General features: G+C 71.2%; 17 protein-coding genes and 1 riboswitch. Of the genes, 9 read left to right on the top strand and 8 right to left on the bottom strand.

Translation table 11 applies throughout. The features are described from left to right. Positions 1-3 precede the first annotated feature (3 nt). The 3 genes from ACQF4J_RS22905 to ACQF4J_RS22895 form a co-directional block, all read right to left on the bottom strand. Complete coding sequence (locus ACQF4J_RS22905) at positions 4-1,242, bottom strand: amidohydrolase (protein ID WP_427166726.1); 1,239 nt, start codon at positions 1,240-1,242, stop codon at positions 4-6. Positions 1,243-1,306: 64 nt separating this feature from the next. Then, entirely contained in the window at positions 1,307-2,059 is a 753-nt protein-coding gene (locus tag ACQF4J_RS22900) for an NPP1 family protein (RefSeq protein WP_427166724.1), read from the bottom strand. A gap of 194 nt (positions 2,060-2,253) precedes the next feature. Next, on the bottom strand, positions 2,254-2,460 hold the full coding sequence (locus tag ACQF4J_RS22895) for a hypothetical protein (protein ID WP_351569243.1): 207 nt from the start codon (positions 2,458-2,460) through the stop codon (positions 2,254-2,256). Positions 2,461-2,570: 110 nt separating this feature from the next. Here ACQF4J_RS22895 and ACQF4J_RS22890 point away from each other — a divergent pair, with 110 nt between their 5' ends. The 3 genes from ACQF4J_RS22890 to ACQF4J_RS22880 all read left to right on the top strand — a co-directional run bounded on the left by ACQF4J_RS22890 (position 2,571) and on the right by ACQF4J_RS22880 (position 5,172). After that, positions 2,571-3,914 (top strand): helix-turn-helix domain-containing protein, encoded by a 1,344-nt coding sequence (locus tag ACQF4J_RS22890; RefSeq protein WP_351569241.1) that lies wholly within the window; start codon positions 2,571-2,573, stop codon positions 3,912-3,914. Positions 3,915-4,116: 202 nt separating this feature from the next. Then, on the top strand, positions 4,117-4,884 hold the full coding sequence (locus ACQF4J_RS22885; RefSeq protein ID WP_427166721.1) for a GAF and ANTAR domain-containing protein: 768 nt from the start codon (positions 4,117-4,119) through the stop codon (positions 4,882-4,884). Positions 4,885-4,893: 9 nt separating this feature from the next. After that, positions 4,894-5,172, top strand: coding sequence for a ribosomal protein L7/L12 (locus tag ACQF4J_RS22880; protein ID WP_351569235.1), 279 nt, complete (start codon positions 4,894-4,896; stop codon positions 5,170-5,172). Positions 5,173-5,323: 151 nt separating this feature from the next. On the opposite strand, the gene ACQF4J_RS22875 is transcribed toward ACQF4J_RS22880, so the two are convergent. Then, a complete protein-coding gene (locus ACQF4J_RS22875) occupies positions 5,324-6,088 on the bottom strand; it encodes a hypothetical protein (protein ID WP_427166719.1) in 765 nt (254 codons plus the stop codon). A 285-nt stretch (positions 6,089-6,373) separates the two neighbouring features. On the opposite strand from ACQF4J_RS22875, the gene thrS reads away from it, so the two are divergent. Beyond that, entirely contained in the window at positions 6,374-7,588 is a 1,215-nt protein-coding gene (gene thrS / locus ACQF4J_RS22870; RefSeq protein WP_427166717.1) for a threonine--tRNA ligase, read from the top strand. A 222-nt stretch (positions 7,589-7,810) separates the two neighbouring features. After that, positions 7,811-8,770, top strand: coding sequence for a nucleoside hydrolase (locus tag ACQF4J_RS22865; protein WP_427166716.1), 960 nt, complete (start codon positions 7,811-7,813; stop codon positions 8,768-8,770). On the opposite strand, the gene ACQF4J_RS22860 is transcribed toward ACQF4J_RS22865, so the two are convergent. Next, positions 8,767-9,807, bottom strand: coding sequence for a HoxN/HupN/NixA family nickel/cobalt transporter (locus ACQF4J_RS22860; RefSeq protein WP_427166714.1), 1,041 nt, complete (start codon positions 9,805-9,807; stop codon positions 8,767-8,769). The genes ACQF4J_RS22865 and ACQF4J_RS22860 overlap by 4 nt on opposite strands. Before the next feature lie 27 nt (positions 9,808-9,834). Beyond that, positions 9,835-10,024: riboswitch (cobalamin riboswitch) on the bottom strand. 78 nt (positions 10,025-10,102) lie between these two features. Here ACQF4J_RS22860 and ACQF4J_RS22855 point away from each other — a divergent pair. Next, the gene (locus tag ACQF4J_RS22855; protein ID WP_351569220.1) at positions 10,103-10,462 is read left to right on the top strand and encodes an ArsR/SmtB family transcription factor; all 360 of its coding nucleotides are present in this window, start codon (positions 10,103-10,105) and stop codon (positions 10,460-10,462) included. A 67-nt stretch (positions 10,463-10,529) separates the two neighbouring features. On the opposite strand, the gene ACQF4J_RS22850 is transcribed toward ACQF4J_RS22855, so the two are convergent. Continuing rightward, positions 10,530-11,435 carry an LAETG motif-containing sortase-dependent surface protein gene (locus tag ACQF4J_RS22850; RefSeq protein WP_351569217.1) on the bottom strand — a complete coding sequence of 302 codons (906 nt, stop codon included), beginning with the start codon at positions 11,433-11,435 and terminating at the stop codon, positions 10,530-10,532. A gap of 192 nt (positions 11,436-11,627) precedes the next feature. Next, positions 11,628-12,440, bottom strand: a complete 813-nt coding sequence (locus ACQF4J_RS22845) for a DUF4142 domain-containing protein (protein WP_427166712.1) — start codon at positions 12,438-12,440, stop codon at positions 11,628-11,630. Between the two features lie 210 nt (positions 12,441-12,650). Here ACQF4J_RS22845 and ACQF4J_RS22840 point away from each other — a divergent pair, with 210 nt between their 5' ends. Then, entirely contained in the window at positions 12,651-13,337 is a 687-nt protein-coding gene (locus ACQF4J_RS22840; protein WP_351804103.1) for a DUF6445 family protein, read from the top strand. A 28-nt stretch (positions 13,338-13,365) separates the two neighbouring features. On the opposite strand, the gene ACQF4J_RS22835 is transcribed toward ACQF4J_RS22840, so the two are convergent. Then, complete coding sequence (locus ACQF4J_RS22835) at positions 13,366-13,734, bottom strand: DUF6479 family protein (RefSeq protein ID WP_351569211.1); 369 nt, start codon at positions 13,732-13,734, stop codon at positions 13,366-13,368. A 106-nt stretch (positions 13,735-13,840) separates the two neighbouring features. Here ACQF4J_RS22835 and ACQF4J_RS22830 point away from each other — a divergent pair, with 106 nt between their 5' ends. Both ACQF4J_RS22830 and ACQF4J_RS22825 read left to right on the top strand, forming a co-directional pair. Further along, on the top strand, positions 13,841-14,245 hold the full coding sequence (locus tag ACQF4J_RS22830) for a luciferase family protein (protein ID WP_351804101.1): 405 nt from the start codon (positions 13,841-13,843) through the stop codon (positions 14,243-14,245). 192 nt (positions 14,246-14,437) lie between these two features. Beyond that, positions 14,438-16,393 (top strand): WD40 repeat domain-containing protein, encoded by a 1,956-nt coding sequence (locus tag ACQF4J_RS22825; RefSeq protein WP_351804099.1) that lies wholly within the window; start codon positions 14,438-14,440, stop codon positions 16,391-16,393. Positions 16,394-16,414: the final 21 nt, after the last annotated feature.

Here is a 16,414-nt window from a genome sequence, read left to right as displayed (position 1 = left end):
CCGCTATCCCGCCAGGCAGGCCAGGGCGCCCGACACCAGGGTGCGCACGCCCGGGGCGACGGTGGCGAGGTCCGGGGCGAAGTAGGGGCTGTGGTTGCTGGGGACGGCCAGGAACTTCTCCATCAGGTCGGCCCCCTCGGCCGCCTCCCACACGTCGGCCCGGGTCGTCGTGACGAACCAGTAGGAGTACGGGATACCGCCCCGCGCCAGGTGCGAGAAGTCCTCGCTGCCCATCACCGGCCCGAAGTCGAGGACGGTCCCGGCCCCGAGCACCTCCTCGTGCACGGCCGCGACCCGGCGGTCGGTGTCCGCGTCGTTCACGGTCACCGGGAAGGTCGCGCCCACCGTGATCTCCGGCTCCCGCGGGCACCCGGCGGCGAGCGCCTCGCCGGCCGCGATACGGCGGATCGCCGCGAGCATCCGCGTCCGCACCTCCTCCGACTGGGTGCGCAGGTTCAGGGCGATGCGCGCCTCGGACGGGATGATGTTGTGCCGGGTGCCCGCCTCGATCCGGCCCACGGTCAGCACGGCCGACTCCTTCGCCGGGATCTCGCGGGAGACGACGGTCTGCAGCCGGGTGACGAGATGGGCGGCCGTGACGACGGGGTCGACGGTCGTCTCGGGCCGCGAACCGTGCCCGCCCCGCCCGTGCACGACGATGTCGACGTCCGTCGACGCCGACATGATCAGGCCGGGGGAGTGGGCGTAGAACCCGACCGGGCCCGGCGCCGCGTGCTGTCCGAGCAGCACGTCGGGCCGCGCGAACCGCTCGTAGAGGCCGTCCGCGACCATCCGCTCGGCGCCCTGCCCGGTCTCCTCGGCGGGCTGTCCCACCACCAGCAGGGTGCCGTTCCAGGTCTCCCGCCCCGCCGCCAGCGCCCGGGCCGCGCCCGCGAGCCAGGTGACGTGCAGGTCGTGTCCGCAGGCGTGCATCACGCCGGGGGTCTCGGAGGCGTACGGCAGCCCGGTGTCCTCCACGACCGGCAGCGCGTCCATGTCGGCGCGCAGCAGCACGGTCGGCCCGTCGCCGTTGCGCAGCAGCCCGGCGACCCCGGTGCCGCCGATGCCCTCCGCGGTCTCGTAGCCCGCCTCGCGCAGCCGCTCGGCGAGCCGTCCGGCCGTGCGGTGCTCCTGGAGCGAGAGCTCGGGGTGGCGGTGCAGGTCCCGGTAGAGGTCCTCCAGGGCGGTCACCGGCAGGTCTGCGGTCAGGTCGAGGGCGGTGCGGGCGGCGGCAGAGGTCATCCCCGCAGCGTACGCAAAGCGGCCGCCGACGGCAGGAGGGCTTCCGCCGGCGACCGCCACAGCGTCACGCGTACGGGTCGAAGGTGATGCCGCTCGGCTTGGCCTTGTTCAGGTGGTCGGAGAACTTGGAGTCCTGCAGCGGGAGGTTGGCGCTGCCCCAGTCGGAGCCGTTGAGGACAGTCCGCAGGTTGGACGCCATGTTGTCCCAGGTGAGCAGGTTCTCCTGGTGCCAGGCGCCGGTGTCGTTCTCCGCGGTCTCGCCCCACTTGGCGAAGCGGAAGGCGTGGGTGCTCGCGCCGTCCTTGTGGTAGACGACCTGCATGCGCTGGCCGCTCATCGGCACGTTCGCGACCGGCTCGGTGTCGAAGCCGCCGTGCGCGGAGGCCGACAGGTACGACGGGGTGGCCGCGCCCTCCTTGACCCAGACGACGATGCACTCCCAGTCGTGGCGGTGGCCGATGCCGGGCGAGGCCTCGTCCTTCTCGAAGTAGCTGGCGTAGACGATCCCGCACCAGCCGTTGTTGCACTTGGCCCGCGAGTAGGTGTTCGCGTGGTCCAGGTGCCCGCCGCGGCACTGGCCGGTGACGGAACCGGTCGGCTTGAGGCCGCCGTTGAGGTTGCCGTCCGGGTCGATCGCGGCGGCCGGGTAGCAGCTGTCGGTGTCGTAGTCGTAGAGGGGCTCGAAGTTCTTCTGGAACGCGGTCGCGTTCTCGGGCAGGTTCTGCAGCACGCCCGCGGAGGCGCTGCCGGCAAGGGCGACGGCGAGGACCGCGGCGCTGCCCGCGACGGCCGCGGAACGGGCCAGGCGGTGGGGCATGGGGGGCTCCAGTCGACGGACGGACTCGTCCCGGGCATGACATCCGGGCCGCCCGAAGACTGGCAGGCCGACGCCTGGTTGGAAAGGGCTTTCTGTCAAATTCGCGGGGGCTTTTCGCCGAACCGATCAAGCTGTGGGAAAGCTGTGCGCGGCGCGCGGTGTCCCGGGGGGGGGGTGGGGGGGGGCGGCGGCCCTCAGCGCCCGTGCCGGGTCTGCTGGACCGGCTGCGTCTGCTGGGCCTGCGTCGTCGGCTGCGTCTGCTGGGCCTGTGTCATCGGCTTCGGATCGTCCGCCGCTCTCGCCGGGCCCGCGTTCGCCGCCAGGACCAGGGTCGCCACGGCGATCAGTGCGGCGGCGAAGCCTCTTGTGTAGCGCTCGGTGGGGCTGGTGCGTTCGTTCACGGCGACCTCGCAACAGCGGTGATTACAGCAACGGGTTAAGCATGTTTAATCCGTGGCTTAACCTAGGGGCGGACGGGGGCTAACAGCAAGAGGGCCAGGGGGAGTTGGGGATGGCGGACCGCGACGAACCGGAGGTCATAGGCAGACGGGTGCAGCAACTGCGGGCCGCACGCGGGCTGACGCAGAAGCAGCTCGCCGAGCCTGCCTACACCCCTGCCTACATCTCCACCCTGGAAGCCGGCCGGGTGCGCGCCTCCGACGAGGCGCTCAGACACATCGCCGAGCGGCTCGGGGTGGCGTACGAGGAACTGGCCACTGGACGCCCGGCCCGGCTCGCCACCGACCTCAGGCTCCGGCTCACCGAGGCCCAGCGCACCCTCGCCGGCGGCGAGGCCGAGCGGGCCGCCGAGCAGTACGGCGCGCTGCTCGCCGAGGCAGAGGGGCACGACCTCGCCGACGTACAGGCCGCCGCCCTGCTGGGGCTGGGCGAGTCTGCCCTGGACACGGGCGAACTCACCGACGCCCGCCGGTACTTCGAGCAGGCGGAGAAGACCCTCGCCGACGCCCCGCTGCCCGCCCGCGTCCCGGCCCTGCGCGGCCGCGCCGTCTCCCACTACCTCGCGGGCGAACTCCGCTACGCCGTCTACCTGCTGGAATCCACCCTCGACGAACTCAACCGCGGCGGCCTGCACGACCCCGACGCCCTGCTCCTGCTCTACGCCAGCATCATCGGCCCCTATATGGACATGGGCGCCCACGCCCGCGCCGCCCAGGCCGCCGAGCTCGCCCTCGCCCTCGCACCCCACTCCGGCGACCCCGCGCTCGTCGCCCGGATGCACCGCTCGGTCGCCCGCACCCTGCTCGCCGAGGGCCGTATCGCCGAGGCCGACGCCTCGCTGGCCAAGGCGTCCGAGCTGTACCGCACCCTGCAGATCCGCACCGAACTCGCCAACTGCCACTGGATGCGCGGGTACGTGTGCGCCCAGAACGGCGAACTGGAGCGCGCCGAAGTCGAGTTGCGGCAGGCCCTCGACATGCTCACCGCCAAGCGGGCCGCCCTCTACAGCAGCCAGGTCGCCGTCGAGCTGGCCGACGTACTGCACCGCCGGGGCAAGTCCGAACAGGCCGCGGCCCTCCTCCACGACACCCTGAGCGACCTGAACTCCGAGCGGGGCGCGCTGCACTCCGCCGCCGCCCACCGCCTGCTCGGCATCATCGCCGAGGACGCCCGCGACACGGAGACCGCCGAGGAGCACTACGTACGGGCGCTCAGTCTGCTCGAGCGGGCCGGGGCGGCCGGCGACCTCGCCGACCTGTGCCGGCTGCTGGGTGACCTGCTGCGCCGGACCGGACGGGTGGAGGCGGCCCTGGACGCCTACCGGACCGGGCTGGGCCACCGCACGGCGCCGGGCACCACCACCCTGGGCCCGGCCCCGGCACAGCCGCCGTTGTGACGGGTGGGGGCGATGTGGCGGTGTGGTGGCGAGTGGGGGCGATGTGGCCTTGTGGCGGCCGGGCGACGAGGTTTTGGGCATGGTCACACGGGTAGTGCGGAAAGTCCCGAGCGGGCGTGTCATGAGTCCCGGCCCCTGATTCGGCCGGTCCGCTGAGAGGAGACCAAGACGGGTCACAGTACGGCTGTGGCCGAAGGAGGCGGTGGCCGTGCGGTCCGGCGACGACCGCGAAGAGTTCTTCGGCGGTACTCCGGGTCCTGGGGACGACCATTCCCGGGCCGAGGCTCTGATCGCCGAGGGGCTGCGCGGGGCCCGGCCCGAGGAGATACCCGGCCGGCTGTGCGCGGCGCTGGTGGAACTGCTGCCGGTCAGCGGCGCGAGCGTCTCCCTGCGGTCCGACGGGCTGCCCGTACGCATCAGCGCCAGCGACGAGGCGGCCTCCTACCTCGCGGAACTCCAGGCCACCGTCGGTGAGGGGCCGGGCATGCTGGCCGGCCGGCTCGGCGCGACCGTGCTCGCCCGCGACCTCACCGCCGGGCGCGACCCGCAGCGCTGGCCGGTGTTCGCACACGAGGCGACGGCCGCCGGGGTCGCGGCCGTGTACTCGCTTCCGCTGGGCATTGACGCGCTCTGCGTCGGCACGCTCGACCTCTACCGGGGCACCCCGGGAGACCTGACCGAACGGCAGTTGCGCACCGCGCGCCGGGCGGCCGGGCTCCTCACGGAGGCCCTGGCGACCCTTCCCTGGGAGGAGAACGGCGAACGGGGCGACGAGCCCTGGGTGTGCGGGCTGGCCGCCGACCACGACGGGATCAACCAGGCCGTCGGCATGATCATGGCGCAGCTCGGGGCCGACGCGGCGGAGGCGCTGGCCCGGCTGCGCGGCCACGCCTTCGTCCTCGGCCGTACGGTCCTGGAAGCGGCGCGGGACGTGGTGGAGCGCCGGATGAGGTTCGACGGCGACCTCTAGGATCGGCCCATGGACATACTGGGGTACTCCTTGGCCGCCCTCTTCCTCATCGTCGGCGTCGGCAGCGTCGAGAGCCGGATCTCCCGCGCGGACAAGCGAGTCGCCCGCGTCGAGCGCAAACTCGACCTGATCATCGAGCACTTGGGCATCGACGCATCCGAACCCTGGAACGACGAGGTGGCCGCGCTCCTGCGCGACGGCAAGAAGATCCAGGCGATCAAGGTCTACCGGGAGGCCACCGGGGTCGACCTGCGCGAGGCCAAGGAGGCCGTGGACCGGCTGGCTTAGGTTTTCGGGTGCCGATCAGATTCGGGTCCCGATGAGGTTCGGGTCCGGATGAGGTTCGGGTCCGGATGAGGTTCGGGTCCGGATGAGGTTCGGGTCCGGATGAGGTGCGGGTCCGGATGAGGTGCGGGTCCCGATCAGGTTCGGGTCCCGGTCAGATCTGTGCTCGGCCCGATTTTCTGATCTCGGTCAGGCGGCGTACGCCCGTCTCCATCGCCGCCCGCGTCGCCTCCGGCGCGACGTCGCCCAGGCCGCCCAGACTGATCGCGATCGTGTCGTCGCCGACGCGGACCGCGGCGACGTCCATCGTCAGCACGGTCGGATCGCCGTCCGCCGTCTCACCGCTCAGCGTGACCCGCAGGCCCTGCCGGGCGTCCCCGACCCGCGGCAGGTCGGCCTCCCTCACCGTGACGCCCTGCACGGCGCCGTGCGCGGTGACCGCCGTGAACGTCCCGCAGCTGCGCGGCAGCGACTTCAGCCACGCCAGCGTGCGGTCCACGTCCGGGGCGTGCAGCGCGAGGACCTGATAGCGGAGCTGGGCCTGGTCCAGCGGGTCGTCCAGGCCCGTCACCGCCCGCGCACCGGTGTCCCCGCCGAACAGGTCGTCGGCGTAGAGCGCGTCCAGGAGGCGACGGCATTCGGGCGAATCCGTCGTCGCCTTCAGCAGCCCGTCCCGCCAGGTCGCCACCCCCTGCGTGGGCGCCCACGGCTCCCCGAGGTCGGTCGCGGTGACCAGGGCGGCCTGCGCCTGGGCCTGGGTGAGGACCGGGGGGGCCGGTGCCGAGGTGGCGGCGGACGGTCTCGCGGAGGCGGCGGGGTTCTTCGCCGCCGGTCCGCCCGCCGTGCAGGCGGTCGCGGTGAGCAGGGTGGCGGTGAGCAGGGTGGCGGGGGTGAGGAGGCGGGCGGGGGTGCGGGGCATCGGGGCCTCCCGGGACGGCGTACAAGATCGGCTGCCTCTCCAAGGGACCATCCCGCGTCCTGTGTCACCAGCGCGCCGGTCCGGATGGGGTACTCCGAAAACGGCTCGCGTCTTCTTTTCGGGGGGCGCTAGTTTTTTGTCATGCAGCGCGCCCACTCGTCTTCCACGACGACGCCGGAGACTGTCCCGGCGCGCTGACTCATGGACTGGATGTCCGAAGCCCCGGGGCGAGTGCCCCGGGGTTCTGTCGTGGCCGCTCGCCCTCTCACCGTGAGGAGAACGACCATGTACGACCACCGCCGCCTCGGCCGTGAGCTGGAACTGTTCGACACCGACCCGCTGATGGGCGCGGGGCTGCCGTACTGGCTGCCCGACGGGGCGATCGTGCGGCACGCGCTGGAGGAGTACGTCCGCGAGGTCGAGCGCGCCGCCGGGTACCGGCACGTGTACTCGCCCGTGCTGGGCAAACGGGAGCTGTACGAGATCTCCGGGCACTGGTCCCACTACGGCGACGACATGTTCCCGCCGATGCGGCTGGGTGGTGAGGAGGTCGTGCTGCGGCCCAGTCTGTGTCCGCATCACGCGCTCATCTACCGTTCTCGGTCGCACAGTTACCGTGAGCTGCCGCTGCGGATCGCCGAGGTGGGGGGCATGTACCGGTCCGAGCTGTCGGGTGTGCTCGGCGGGCTCACCCGGGTGCGGGCCATCCAGCTCAACGACGCCCATGTCTTCTGCACCCCGGACCAGGCCGTCGAGGAGGCTCGGGAGGCTCTTCGGCTCATCCGGCGGGCCTATGCCGATCTGGGTGTCCGGGCGGCCCGCTATCGGCTCTCCCTGCCGGGTGAGGGCGGCAAGTACGTTGCCGGGGAGGGCGTTTGGGAGCGGGCCGTCGGGTTGCTGCGGGAAGTGTTGGACGGTGTCGGTGTCGCGTACGAGGCCGTCGCGGGGGAAGCAGCCTTCTACGGGCCGAAGATCGATGTGCAGGTCGTCGACTCCGCGGGACGAGAGGCCACTCTGTCCACCGTGCAGATCGACTTCCACCAGCCCGAACGATTCGGCCTGCACTACATCGGCGCCGACGGCGCGAAGCACCGGCCCGTCATGGTGCACCGCAGCATCATCGGCAGCGTGGAGCGGGTGGTCGCGCACCTCGTCGAGGAGCACGGCGGCGCGTTCCCCGTGTGGCTCGCGCCAGTACAGCTCGTGGTGCTGCCGGTCTCGGAGGAGCAGCGGGCGGTCGCGGAAGAGCTGGTGCGGCGGGCGCTGGCGGTGGGGCTGCGGGTGGAGCTGGTGGGGCCGGAGGGCGGGAGTCTGGGCGCCCGGATCCGGGGCGCTCGGCTGGTGCCGTACCAGGCCGTGATCGGTGCCCGTGAGGCCGGCGGTGACCAGGTGGCGGTACGGCTGCGGGACGGGCGGCAGGTGGGTGCGATGTCCGGCGCGGAGCTGGTGCGGCGGATCGGGGAGCGGGTCGCCGCGCGTGGGTGCGAGTTGTGGGCGTAGCGCCTTGCGTTCTCGGTGGGGCGGGGCCGCGGCGGGGGGTGTCCGTCCTCGGTCGGGCGGTGCTGTGGGTGTGTACGTGCGGTTTTCTTGACGCCCGACACTGCGGGCGGGCACCCCCCGCCGCGGCCCCTTCTCGCCGTACGCGGCTGCCGGGCGCTTCTGGCCCGGGTGCGGTATCCCTCGTAGAGTCGCCGGTGCAGGGGGTGTCGAGAGGAGTTCGTCGTGCCTGGTATTCCGGTGATCATCGACTGTGACACCGGTGTCGACGACGCCCTGGCGCTGTTGTTCGCCGTGCGGCATCCGGGGCTCGATCTGCGGGCGGTGACCTGTGTCGCCGGCAACACGGACGTGGACGGCGTTGTCCGTAATACGTTGACCGTGCTGGAGCAGGCCGGGGCGCCCGACATTCCGGTCGCCCGGGGTGCCGAGCGGCCGTTGATCGAGCCCGCGCGGCCGGCCCCGGTGCACGGGGCCGACGGCATGGGGGATCTCGGGCTGCCCGCGCCCGGCCGGATGCCGGTCGACGTGGACGCGGTGACTCTGCTGCGCAGGGAGATCCTCGCCTCGCCGCGTCCGGTGACCCTGATCCCCACCGCTCCCCTGACCAACATCGCGCTGCTGCTGCGGACCCATCCCGAGGTCACCCGCAACATCGAGCGGATCGTGTTCATGGGCGGCGCGGTGGCGACCGGCAACGCCACGCCCGTCGCCGAGTTCAACGTCTGGCACGACCCAGAGGCGGCCGCGGTGCTGCTGACCGCCGGGGTGCCGATCACCATGTACGGGCTCGATGTCTTCACCCGGGTCGTCGTGCCCAGTGCGGATGTGCATCGGTTGCGTGCCAGCGGTGAAGCGGGCACCCGGCTCGCCGGTGAGCTTCTCGCCCATCGGCCGGCCCATCCCGGTGAGGCGCCCGAGGCCGAGGAGGCCGGTGGGCTGGGGGACGCGGGTGCCGTGTGCGCCGTCGTCGACCCCGCGGGGATCGGCACGCGGCTCCTCCCCGTCGAGGTCTCCCTCGCGCCGGGGCCGACGCGAGGGCAGACCATCGTCGACCGGCGCCCTCGGCCCGGCGAGGCCGAGCACCATGACGGCGCCCGTGAACAGGCTCTGGTGGATGTGGCGTTGGACGTGGACGTGGAGCGGTTCGTGAAGTTGTATCTGGCGACTGTCGAGCGGTCCTAGTCCGCTTCGGCCGCTCTTGCCGTCCAGCGCTGCTCCACCTTCGCCAGGCGCCAGTAGGCCAGTGCGGCCGCCCATACGAGTACGAACAGGCCGACGATGACGTAGCCGATGTTGCCGACGTCCAGGCCCGCGAGTTCCATCGTGCCGATGAAGAAGGCGACCACGATGGACAGGCCGGTGATGGTCAGGTTGTAGAAGACCTTGCGGACCGGGTTGGAGAACGCCCACTGGTAGGCGAAGTTCATGAAGGTGCCGTCGAGCGTGTCGAACAGGCACATGCCCGCGGTGAAGAGGAGGGGGAGGCAGAGGATCGCGTACCAGGGCAGGCCCGCCGCCGCTCCGGAGCCGGCCATCACCATGAGGGTGACCTCGGTGGCCGTCTCGAAGCCCAGCCCGAACAGGAAGCCCACCGGGTACATCTGGCCGGGGCGGCTGATGGACCGGGTGAGTCGGCCGAGGAAGCGGTTCATGAAACCGCGGGAGTCGAGGTGGCGTTGGAGCTCGTTCTCGTCGTACGTGCCCGCCCGCATCGCCCGGAAGACGCGCACGATGCCGACCAGGGCCACCAGGTTGAGCGCGGCGATGAGATAGAGGAAGGTGCCGGCGACCGTGGTCCCCAGGAAGCCGAGGACCTGGTGGGTGCCGGAGTTCTGGTTGGTCACCTTGTCGGCCAGCTGCGTGCCCGCCGCGATCATCACGGCCAGCACGATCACCACGCTGGAGTGCCCCAGCGCGAACCAGAACCCGACCGACACCGGCCGCTTGCCGTCGGCCATCAGCTTGCGGGTGGTGTTGTCGATCGCGGCGATGTGGTCGGCGTCGAAGGCGTGCCGCACGCCCAGCGTGTAGGCGGTGATGCCCAGGCCGATGCCGAAGGCCTTGGAGCCGACCTCGTAGTGGCCGGGGACCACCAGGAGGAAGAGGATTCCGAAGGCGACGATGTGGAGGGCGGCGATCACCGCCACCAGTCCGGCGGTCTTGACGGTGTCCTCGCGCCGCCAGCGGAAGGAGACGTCCTTGCTCTCGGGCAGGGTCATGCGATCAGCTCCAGCACCTCGTGGATCTTTCGTGAGCTGCCGTGGCCGGTCTCCTGGCTTACGGGTCGTGCGTCCGTCATCCCTGCCTTCCCAGCCGTCGTGAGACGACCAGTGGCTGTCCCTTGCGGGACGCGGGACGGGGACTCCCCGATTTCAGTGGCGAGGGCCGCTCCGGTATCGCACCGGATTCCCGAACGCCACGGCCCGCTCACCGTAGGCGACCGTACGCATCCCTGCATAGCTGCGTACCTGCGCAGGTATTCAAGATCACATCGGGGACTGCGAGGATGACCCCATGCATCTCGTCCCGGCCGATCGCGCAGACCGGCGCACCATCGACGGCCACCGGGTGTGCGACGCCATCGCCGCCATCGGTGACGAGGCCCATGTGCGTACGTGGGCCGACCGCTTCTCCCTGCTGGCCGACCCCAAGCGGCTGGCCCTGCTGCTCGCGCTGCATCGCACGGGGCCGCTGGCCGTGTCGGACCTGGCGATCGCGACCGGCATGAACGACCCGGCCGTCTCCCAGGCACTGCGGCTGCTGCGCGCGGCCGGCGTGGTCGCCGGGGAGAAGGAGGGACGCGTCGTGCGCTACCGGGTCGTCGACGAGGACGTACGGCTGCTGCTCAAGCACTGTGCCGCCGACGCGACCTGACGGCGTGCGGGCATGACGGACGCCCCGGAGCGGGGGACCCCCGGGGCGTCCGTCGTTCGGGAGTGGTTCAGGAGCGGGCGCCGCGCCGGCGTCGGCTCGCGACGACGATCGCCGCGCCGCCGGCCAGGAGGACCGCCGCGCCGCCGGCGATCATCGCGGAGTCGCTGCCGCCGCCGGTCTCGGCGAGGTCGCCTCCGCCGCCGTTCGGCGTGGCCGCCGGGACGCTGGTGGACGCGGACGCCACGGGGGTGTCCGGCGTCGACTCCGAGGCGCTGGGCGTCGGGGTGGGGCTCTCCTCGGCCGGGGTGGACGGGGTCGTGGAGGGCGTGGCCGGGGGCTGCGACTCGGTGGTCGTGCAGTCCTTCGTGCCGCCGTTCCAGGACGCGATCAGCTTGTCCTTGATGACCGCGTGGTCCGGGCCGGCCGGCAGGTCGCCGTGCTCGAAGCCGTCGTCGGCGCCCTGCTTGCCGTCGAACTTGGTGGCGCCCCTGTAGAGGTCGATCTGCGCGAAGCAGCCCGCGTCCGGCACCGCGATGTCCAGGGAGTCGGTCTGGCCGGGCTTGACCGTCACCGTGTCGAAGTCGACGAAGACCTGCTCGCCCGAGGTGGCGAAGGTGGCGCCGTGGGCGAGGTAGGAGGCGAGCGAGGCGGTGCAGGTGGCGGCGTCGCCGGCGGTGCGGACCTTGATGTGGACCTTGCCGTCGTCGGTGGGCTTGAGGTTCTGGTCGTCGACCTTGACGGAGTCGTAGAAGTCGGTGCCGTCGAGGGAGAACTGGCAGCGGTCGGTCTCGGTCTTGGTGCCGGCGCCCGTGCCGGGCCGGTAGGAGCCGCCCGACTTCCAGCCGTCGCCGCCGGAGGCGCCGCCGTGGGCCCAGGCACCGGAGGCGGCGGCGACGGTGGCGGCGCAGAGGGCGAGCGACGTGGCGCCCGTTCCGAGGAGTCGGCGCGCGGTGACACGGCTCGCTATGGACATGGCGGGATCCCCACTTCGGCATGTGCAGCACCCGGCGAGGGCCGCGCGGGCAGCGTGAGGGCATGCGGCGGCCGGCCCTGCCGGGGTGATGGTCGGAGAAACACCGGGCTCACTGGTCACATGAGCCTCGGTGCGCTCACATCGTGGATCCCGTGATCGAACGCTGTCAACCTGCGGTGACGCAGCGGTAGTTCAACCGTCCATCACAATTTCGACACAAGCGGGAGGAGTGGCTTCCGCTGTCCGTCGCTCAGCCCACGGTGGGGGTGGGGCTGGCGTTCGCGCTGGACTCGCCCGGCAGGACCGGGGGTTGGGTGGTGCTGTCCACCGGCGGCGTGAGGGCTGACCGGCGACCGGGGGCGGCGGGGTCAGGTCCTTGGCGGGCAGTTTCGGCGGGGTCGTCTCTTGGAAGAGCACCTGGTCGAAGTTGACCAGACCGGTGTTCTCCATGACCGTGATGTGGTCCAGCACCGTGGCGTTGGCCTGGTCGGCCAGGGTTCGCACCACCGTGTTCTTGGTGGTGGAGCGGATCTTCGCGATGGTGTTGAAGATCGAACCGTGCGTCACGCGAAGGATGTTGGCGAAGTCGGTGTCGAACTGCTTGCCGCTGTCCGCCTTGAGCGTGTTGACGAACCCCACCTGCTGGGGGCTCGCCACGTTGGGGATCGTGATGTTCAGCATCGTGCTGATCTTGCGGCAGCTGGCGTCCAGCGCCGCGTGACCGTCGATGAGGTGCTTGCTGGCGGTCTTGACTGCCGCGCTCTGCCCCTTCTGCAGGCCCAGTTGGCCGACGGGGTACTCCCACAGGCCGGCGGCGCGCACCTTGACCACGAAGTCCCGGTCCGCCTCGGTCAGTGGGCCCCACTGGGTCTGCGCGATGACTCTCGTCCCCGAACTGGACACGGTGTTCACCCCGAGCATCGAGGGATAGGCGAGTGCGACGAGGGTCAGACTCAGGGCACCGCCCACGAAGAGAGTTCCCGTCGCGTTCCGCGAAAAGCGCACCGTGCCTCCTGCCCAATCGGGTGTCCCGCCTTCGTGCGGCGGGGGTCGGACGGAGGTGAGTACGGACGGCACCGGCGATCGGAACCTTTTGATTCGGTAAAATCCCACGGGTGTGAGCCGGATCATGCGGTGGTGCTCATGACATGCGTTGACGGAATGTTGACCACTTCTCGGGAGAGTCGAGACGCGCCCCCGACCTAGATTCGGCCCATGCCCCCACAGCCCGCGCCCCGGGTCCCCGCGGCCCTTCCCGTCCTGCCGTACCGCAAGCCCACCAAGGGCCGCGACTACTGGGTCCTCGACGACGTGCTGCCCGATGTGGACGCCGTACGCGCGCGCTGTCTGGCGAAGGACGACTGGGTCCGGGGCTACCCCTACACCTCGGAGACCTGGCCCGGTCTGCGCACCATGCCGGGGCTCGAACCCGCGGAACTCGCCCGGGTGGAGCGCCTGGTGCGGCAGGCGACCGGGGCGAAGGAGCTGTGGGTGCAGAAGGCGCCCGGGGGCGGAACCCTCAACCACAACTGCGTCCAGGTCGTCGGCGAGGGCGAGAGCGAGCCGCGTCCGCACACCGACTCGCGGGCGCTGTGCCGGTACGCGGCCGTGCTGTACCTCAACCCGGGCGTCGGCAAGGACTGCGGCACCGCCTTCTACCGTCAGTCCCTGCCCGGCGGCCGGCTCGGCGGCAACATCGTCCAGGCCCCGCACAACAACCTCGTCGAGGCCCTCGGCACCCGGTACGTGCCGGCCGACCACTTCGAGGAGGACGTACGCGTCCCGCACCGGTACAACCGGCTGCTCCTCTACAACGCCAACCTCGTGCACAGCGCCACCGGTTACACCGGCAGGACGCTGGAGGAGAAGCGGATGACGGCGGTCTTCTTCTGGATGGCCTGAGCGCGCAACCGCCCGAGCGGCCGGGGCGCTACCTGTGTCCCAGACCGCCGCTGCCGAAGGAGCCGCTGGAGCCGGGCATCCAGCGCCGGCGGTGCTGATCCTTTCCGGTCCGGGTCCCCGCGTGGTGCAGCTCGTACGGCATCATGCGCTCGCCGTCCTCCGCGTGCGGGACCTCGTCCGGTTCGCGTACCTCGCTCATCTCGTGGACGGCTCCGCCCGCGGGAAGGTGGGGCTGCTCGCCCGGTGCGGGCCGCGGCAGCTCGCGGTCGCTCACCCGCATGCCGAACCAGAAGGCCCAGATCAGGGCACCGGCGATGACCAGGCCACCGACGAAGGCGGCGATCACGTTGAGTACGTCACCTGACGTGGCCGCAATTTCGAACGTCGCGGTACTCATGTACCGATTATCACCCAAACGACGTGATTGGCGAGGCCACGTCTCTTGAGGGTTACGGTTGCCGCAATGCCTGGTGTCGCCGCGGTGAGCACCTCACCATGAGCACATGACACCGGCTCAGAAGGCCATGGACCGACTCGCGGCATGGCCCGACCTCACCCCGTGCGAGGCCGGCTGCGGAACGGGCCGGGCGTTGCGTTCGGCGCGGGACGAGATCGTGCACTTCCACTCCGGACGGGACGTGGACCTCCATCTCACGGCCCGTGCGATCCAGCGGCTGCACCACGACTTCGCGGAGTCGTCCGCGATCCGTCTGGTGCCGGGTTCGCGCTGGGTCACCGTCCACCTCGACTGCGACGCCGACGTGGACCTGCTGCTCAGCCTGGTCAGCGTCGCCCTCAAGGCCCACGACGGGCAGGGCGCGGCGCCTGGCGCGGACCGCCTGCCGGAAACCGTGTGCAACTTCCGCCGGGTGACGGTGCTGCGGCGTGACGAGGACGGCGAGGGCTGAGCGCCACCCGCACGAAACCTCCCCCTCACCTGAAACTCCCTCCACGACTGTCACAGGCATGACATACGCTGCTGACAGCAGCCGCGCCCCGTGCGCCACCGCCATCGAGCGGTCGTGCCCGGGTGCCGCGCGGCGCTTTCGACCACCCGGTGCGACACCGGGTTCTCTCGTGGGGGTATCAGTACTGTGCGCATGCGCAGCATCTCGACCGCGACGGCGCTCGCGGTCCTCTTCGGCTCGGCGGCGCTCGCCGTCGGCGTGGCGGGACCGGCCGCGGCCGACTCCGCAAAGATCCTTCCGGTGAAGTCGGTCGGCGACATGGTCGTCGACGGCGTCCACAAGGTGGTGTACATCTCCGACCCGGTGGGCGGGAAGATCCTCGTCGCCGACTACTCCGGCACCGTCCGGGCGACCCTGGGGAGCGAGCCCGGGGTGACCGGTCTGGCGCTGTCGGCCGACTCCGGCACGCTGTACGCGGCGGTCAAGGGCGAGAACCGGATCGTCACCGTGGACACGCAGACGGTGACCCCGGCCCTGAGCTACCCGCTGGGCACGGCCGCGCCGCGCGACCTCGAGGTCGTGGACGGCCGGATCTGGTTCTCCTACGACTCCGACCTCGGGTTCGTCGACCCGGCCGGCGGCGAGTCGGCGGTCCACCTCGACCAGGCGCCGGGCGACCTGTCGGGCCAGGTGCACCTGGGCGCCGACCCGTCCGCACCGGGTGTCCTGGCGGCCGGCGACGGCAGCACGCTGGCCGTGTACGACGTCTCGGCGGACGGTGCGAAGCTGCGGGTCAAGGGCAACCTCGACTCCGGCGGCAAGCAGGTCGACATCACGCCCGACGGCAAGCAGGTCCTGACCTCCTGGGGCAGCGGCTACGGCTTCCCGGCGTACTCCACCACCGATCTGAGCAAGGTGAGGGACTACCCGGGCAACGCCTACCCGAACGCGGTGAGCGTCGCCCCCGACGGCTCCGTCGCCGGCGGCTCCTTCTCCTGGTACGACCCCGACGTGCACGTCTTCCGGCCCGGCGGCACCAAGCCGGTGCGCGAGTACGACTTCCCCAACACCGGGAGCAGCAGCGGCTCCGACACCCTGGTGGACGCCGCCCTGGCGTGGGCGCCGGACAGCAGCAGGCTCTTCGCCGTCTCCGAGAACGACGGCGGCGTCTACACCCTGCGGGCGCTGACCGACCCCACCAAGGAGCTGCCCACCCTGAAGGTGTCGGCCCCCACCAAGGCGGACCGGGCCAAGAAGCTCACCGTCACCGGCAAGCTGACCTCGATGACGGCCCTCCCGGCGGGCACGAGCCTGAAGGTCACCCGCACCGACCTGGACTCGCCGAGCGGCAAGGCGCTGGCCGCCGTCGCGACGAAGGCCGACGGGAGCTTCTCCTTCACCGACACCCCGCCGGCCGGTGGCAAGGTCACCTACAAGGTGTCCTTCGCGGGCGACGCGACCCACGCGGCCGCCTCCGGCTCCGACGCGGTCGACGTCTCCCGCGCCACGCCGGCGCTGACGCTGAACAACAACGGCAAGCTGTACGCGTACGGCAAGGACGTGAAGTTCACGGCCCACCTCGGTACGACGTACAAGAACCGCACGGTCGAGATCTGGGCCAACCCCTTCGGCGGCGACAAGCCCAACAAGCTCGTCAAGTCCGGCCGGGTCGACTCCCACGGCAACCTCTCCGGCACGGTCGACATGACCCGGGACACCGACGTCACGGCCGTCTTCAAGGGCGATGCCCGCTACAAGCCGAGGACCGTCAAGGTCACGGCCTACGCGAAGGTGAACGTCTCCACGGCGATCACCAAGCACTACAAGAAGGCCAAGATCGGCTCGCGCACGTACTACTGGTTCCACAAGAACACGTCGCCGATCGTCACCACGAGCATGACCTACTACCCGGGCCGCAAGCAGCGCCTGGAGCTGGAGGTCTACTACGCCGGCCAGTGGTACCCGGTCGACGGCAGCCCTGAGTACTTCGACCTCGGCACGAACGGCAAGTCGGCCGTGAGCCTGGGCGCCGCGGGCGAGTCCGGCATCAAGGCCCGGGTACGGGCGGCGTACATCAACGGCTCGTCGGGCGACACCGTCAACAGCTCGACGTACACCGGGTGGAAGTACATCTACTTCTCCAACTAGCGGAGAAGAAGGGCGATTTGG

Origin of the sequence: Streptomyces sp. C1-1, from assembly GCF_050214755.1 — a bacterium.
GTDB lineage: Bacteria > Actinomycetota > Actinomycetes > Streptomycetales > Streptomycetaceae > Streptomyces.
The sequence above is the reverse complement of the archived record's forward strand: the minus strand, read 5'-3'. Positions and strand labels throughout refer to the sequence as shown.

What these genes read in the sequence shown, in the direction of transcription:
- ACQF4J_RS22905 (WP_427166726.1), bottom strand. Translation starts at nt 1,242, where the DNA reads ATGACCTCTGCCGCCGCCCGCACCGCCCTCGACCTGACCGCAGACCTG.
- ACQF4J_RS22900 (WP_427166724.1), bottom strand. Translation starts at nt 2,059, where the DNA reads ATGCCCCACCGCCTGGCCCGTTCCGCGGCCGTCGCGGGCAGCGCCGCG.
- ACQF4J_RS22890 (WP_351569241.1), top strand. Translation starts at nt 2,571, where the DNA reads ATGGCGGACCGCGACGAACCGGAGGTCATAGGCAGACGGGTGCAGCAA.
- ACQF4J_RS22880 (WP_351569235.1), top strand. Translation starts at nt 4,894, where the DNA reads ATGGACATACTGGGGTACTCCTTGGCCGCCCTCTTCCTCATCGTCGGC.
- ACQF4J_RS22875 (WP_427166719.1), bottom strand. Translation starts at nt 6,088, where the DNA reads ATGCCCCGCACCCCCGCCCGCCTCCTCACCCCCGCCACCCTGCTCACC.
- thrS (WP_427166717.1), top strand. Translation starts at nt 6,374, where the DNA reads ATGTACGACCACCGCCGCCTCGGCCGTGAGCTGGAACTGTTCGACACC.
- ACQF4J_RS22860 (WP_427166714.1), bottom strand. Translation starts at nt 9,807, where the DNA reads ATGACCCTGCCCGAGAGCAAGGACGTCTCCTTCCGCTGGCGGCGCGAG.
- ACQF4J_RS22855 (WP_351569220.1), top strand. Translation starts at nt 10,103, where the DNA reads ATGCATCTCGTCCCGGCCGATCGCGCAGACCGGCGCACCATCGACGGC.
- ACQF4J_RS22850 (WP_351569217.1), bottom strand. Translation starts at nt 11,435, where the DNA reads ATGTCCATAGCGAGCCGTGTCACCGCGCGCCGACTCCTCGGAACGGGC.
- ACQF4J_RS22840 (WP_351804103.1), top strand. Translation starts at nt 12,651, where the DNA reads ATGCCCCCACAGCCCGCGCCCCGGGTCCCCGCGGCCCTTCCCGTCCTG.
- ACQF4J_RS22835 (WP_351569211.1), bottom strand. Translation starts at nt 13,734, where the DNA reads ATGAGTACCGCGACGTTCGAAATTGCGGCCACGTCAGGTGACGTACTC.
- ACQF4J_RS22830 (WP_351804101.1), top strand. Translation starts at nt 13,841, where the DNA reads ATGACACCGGCTCAGAAGGCCATGGACCGACTCGCGGCATGGCCCGAC.
- ACQF4J_RS22825 (WP_351804099.1), top strand. Translation starts at nt 14,438, where the DNA reads ATGCGCAGCATCTCGACCGCGACGGCGCTCGCGGTCCTCTTCGGCTCG.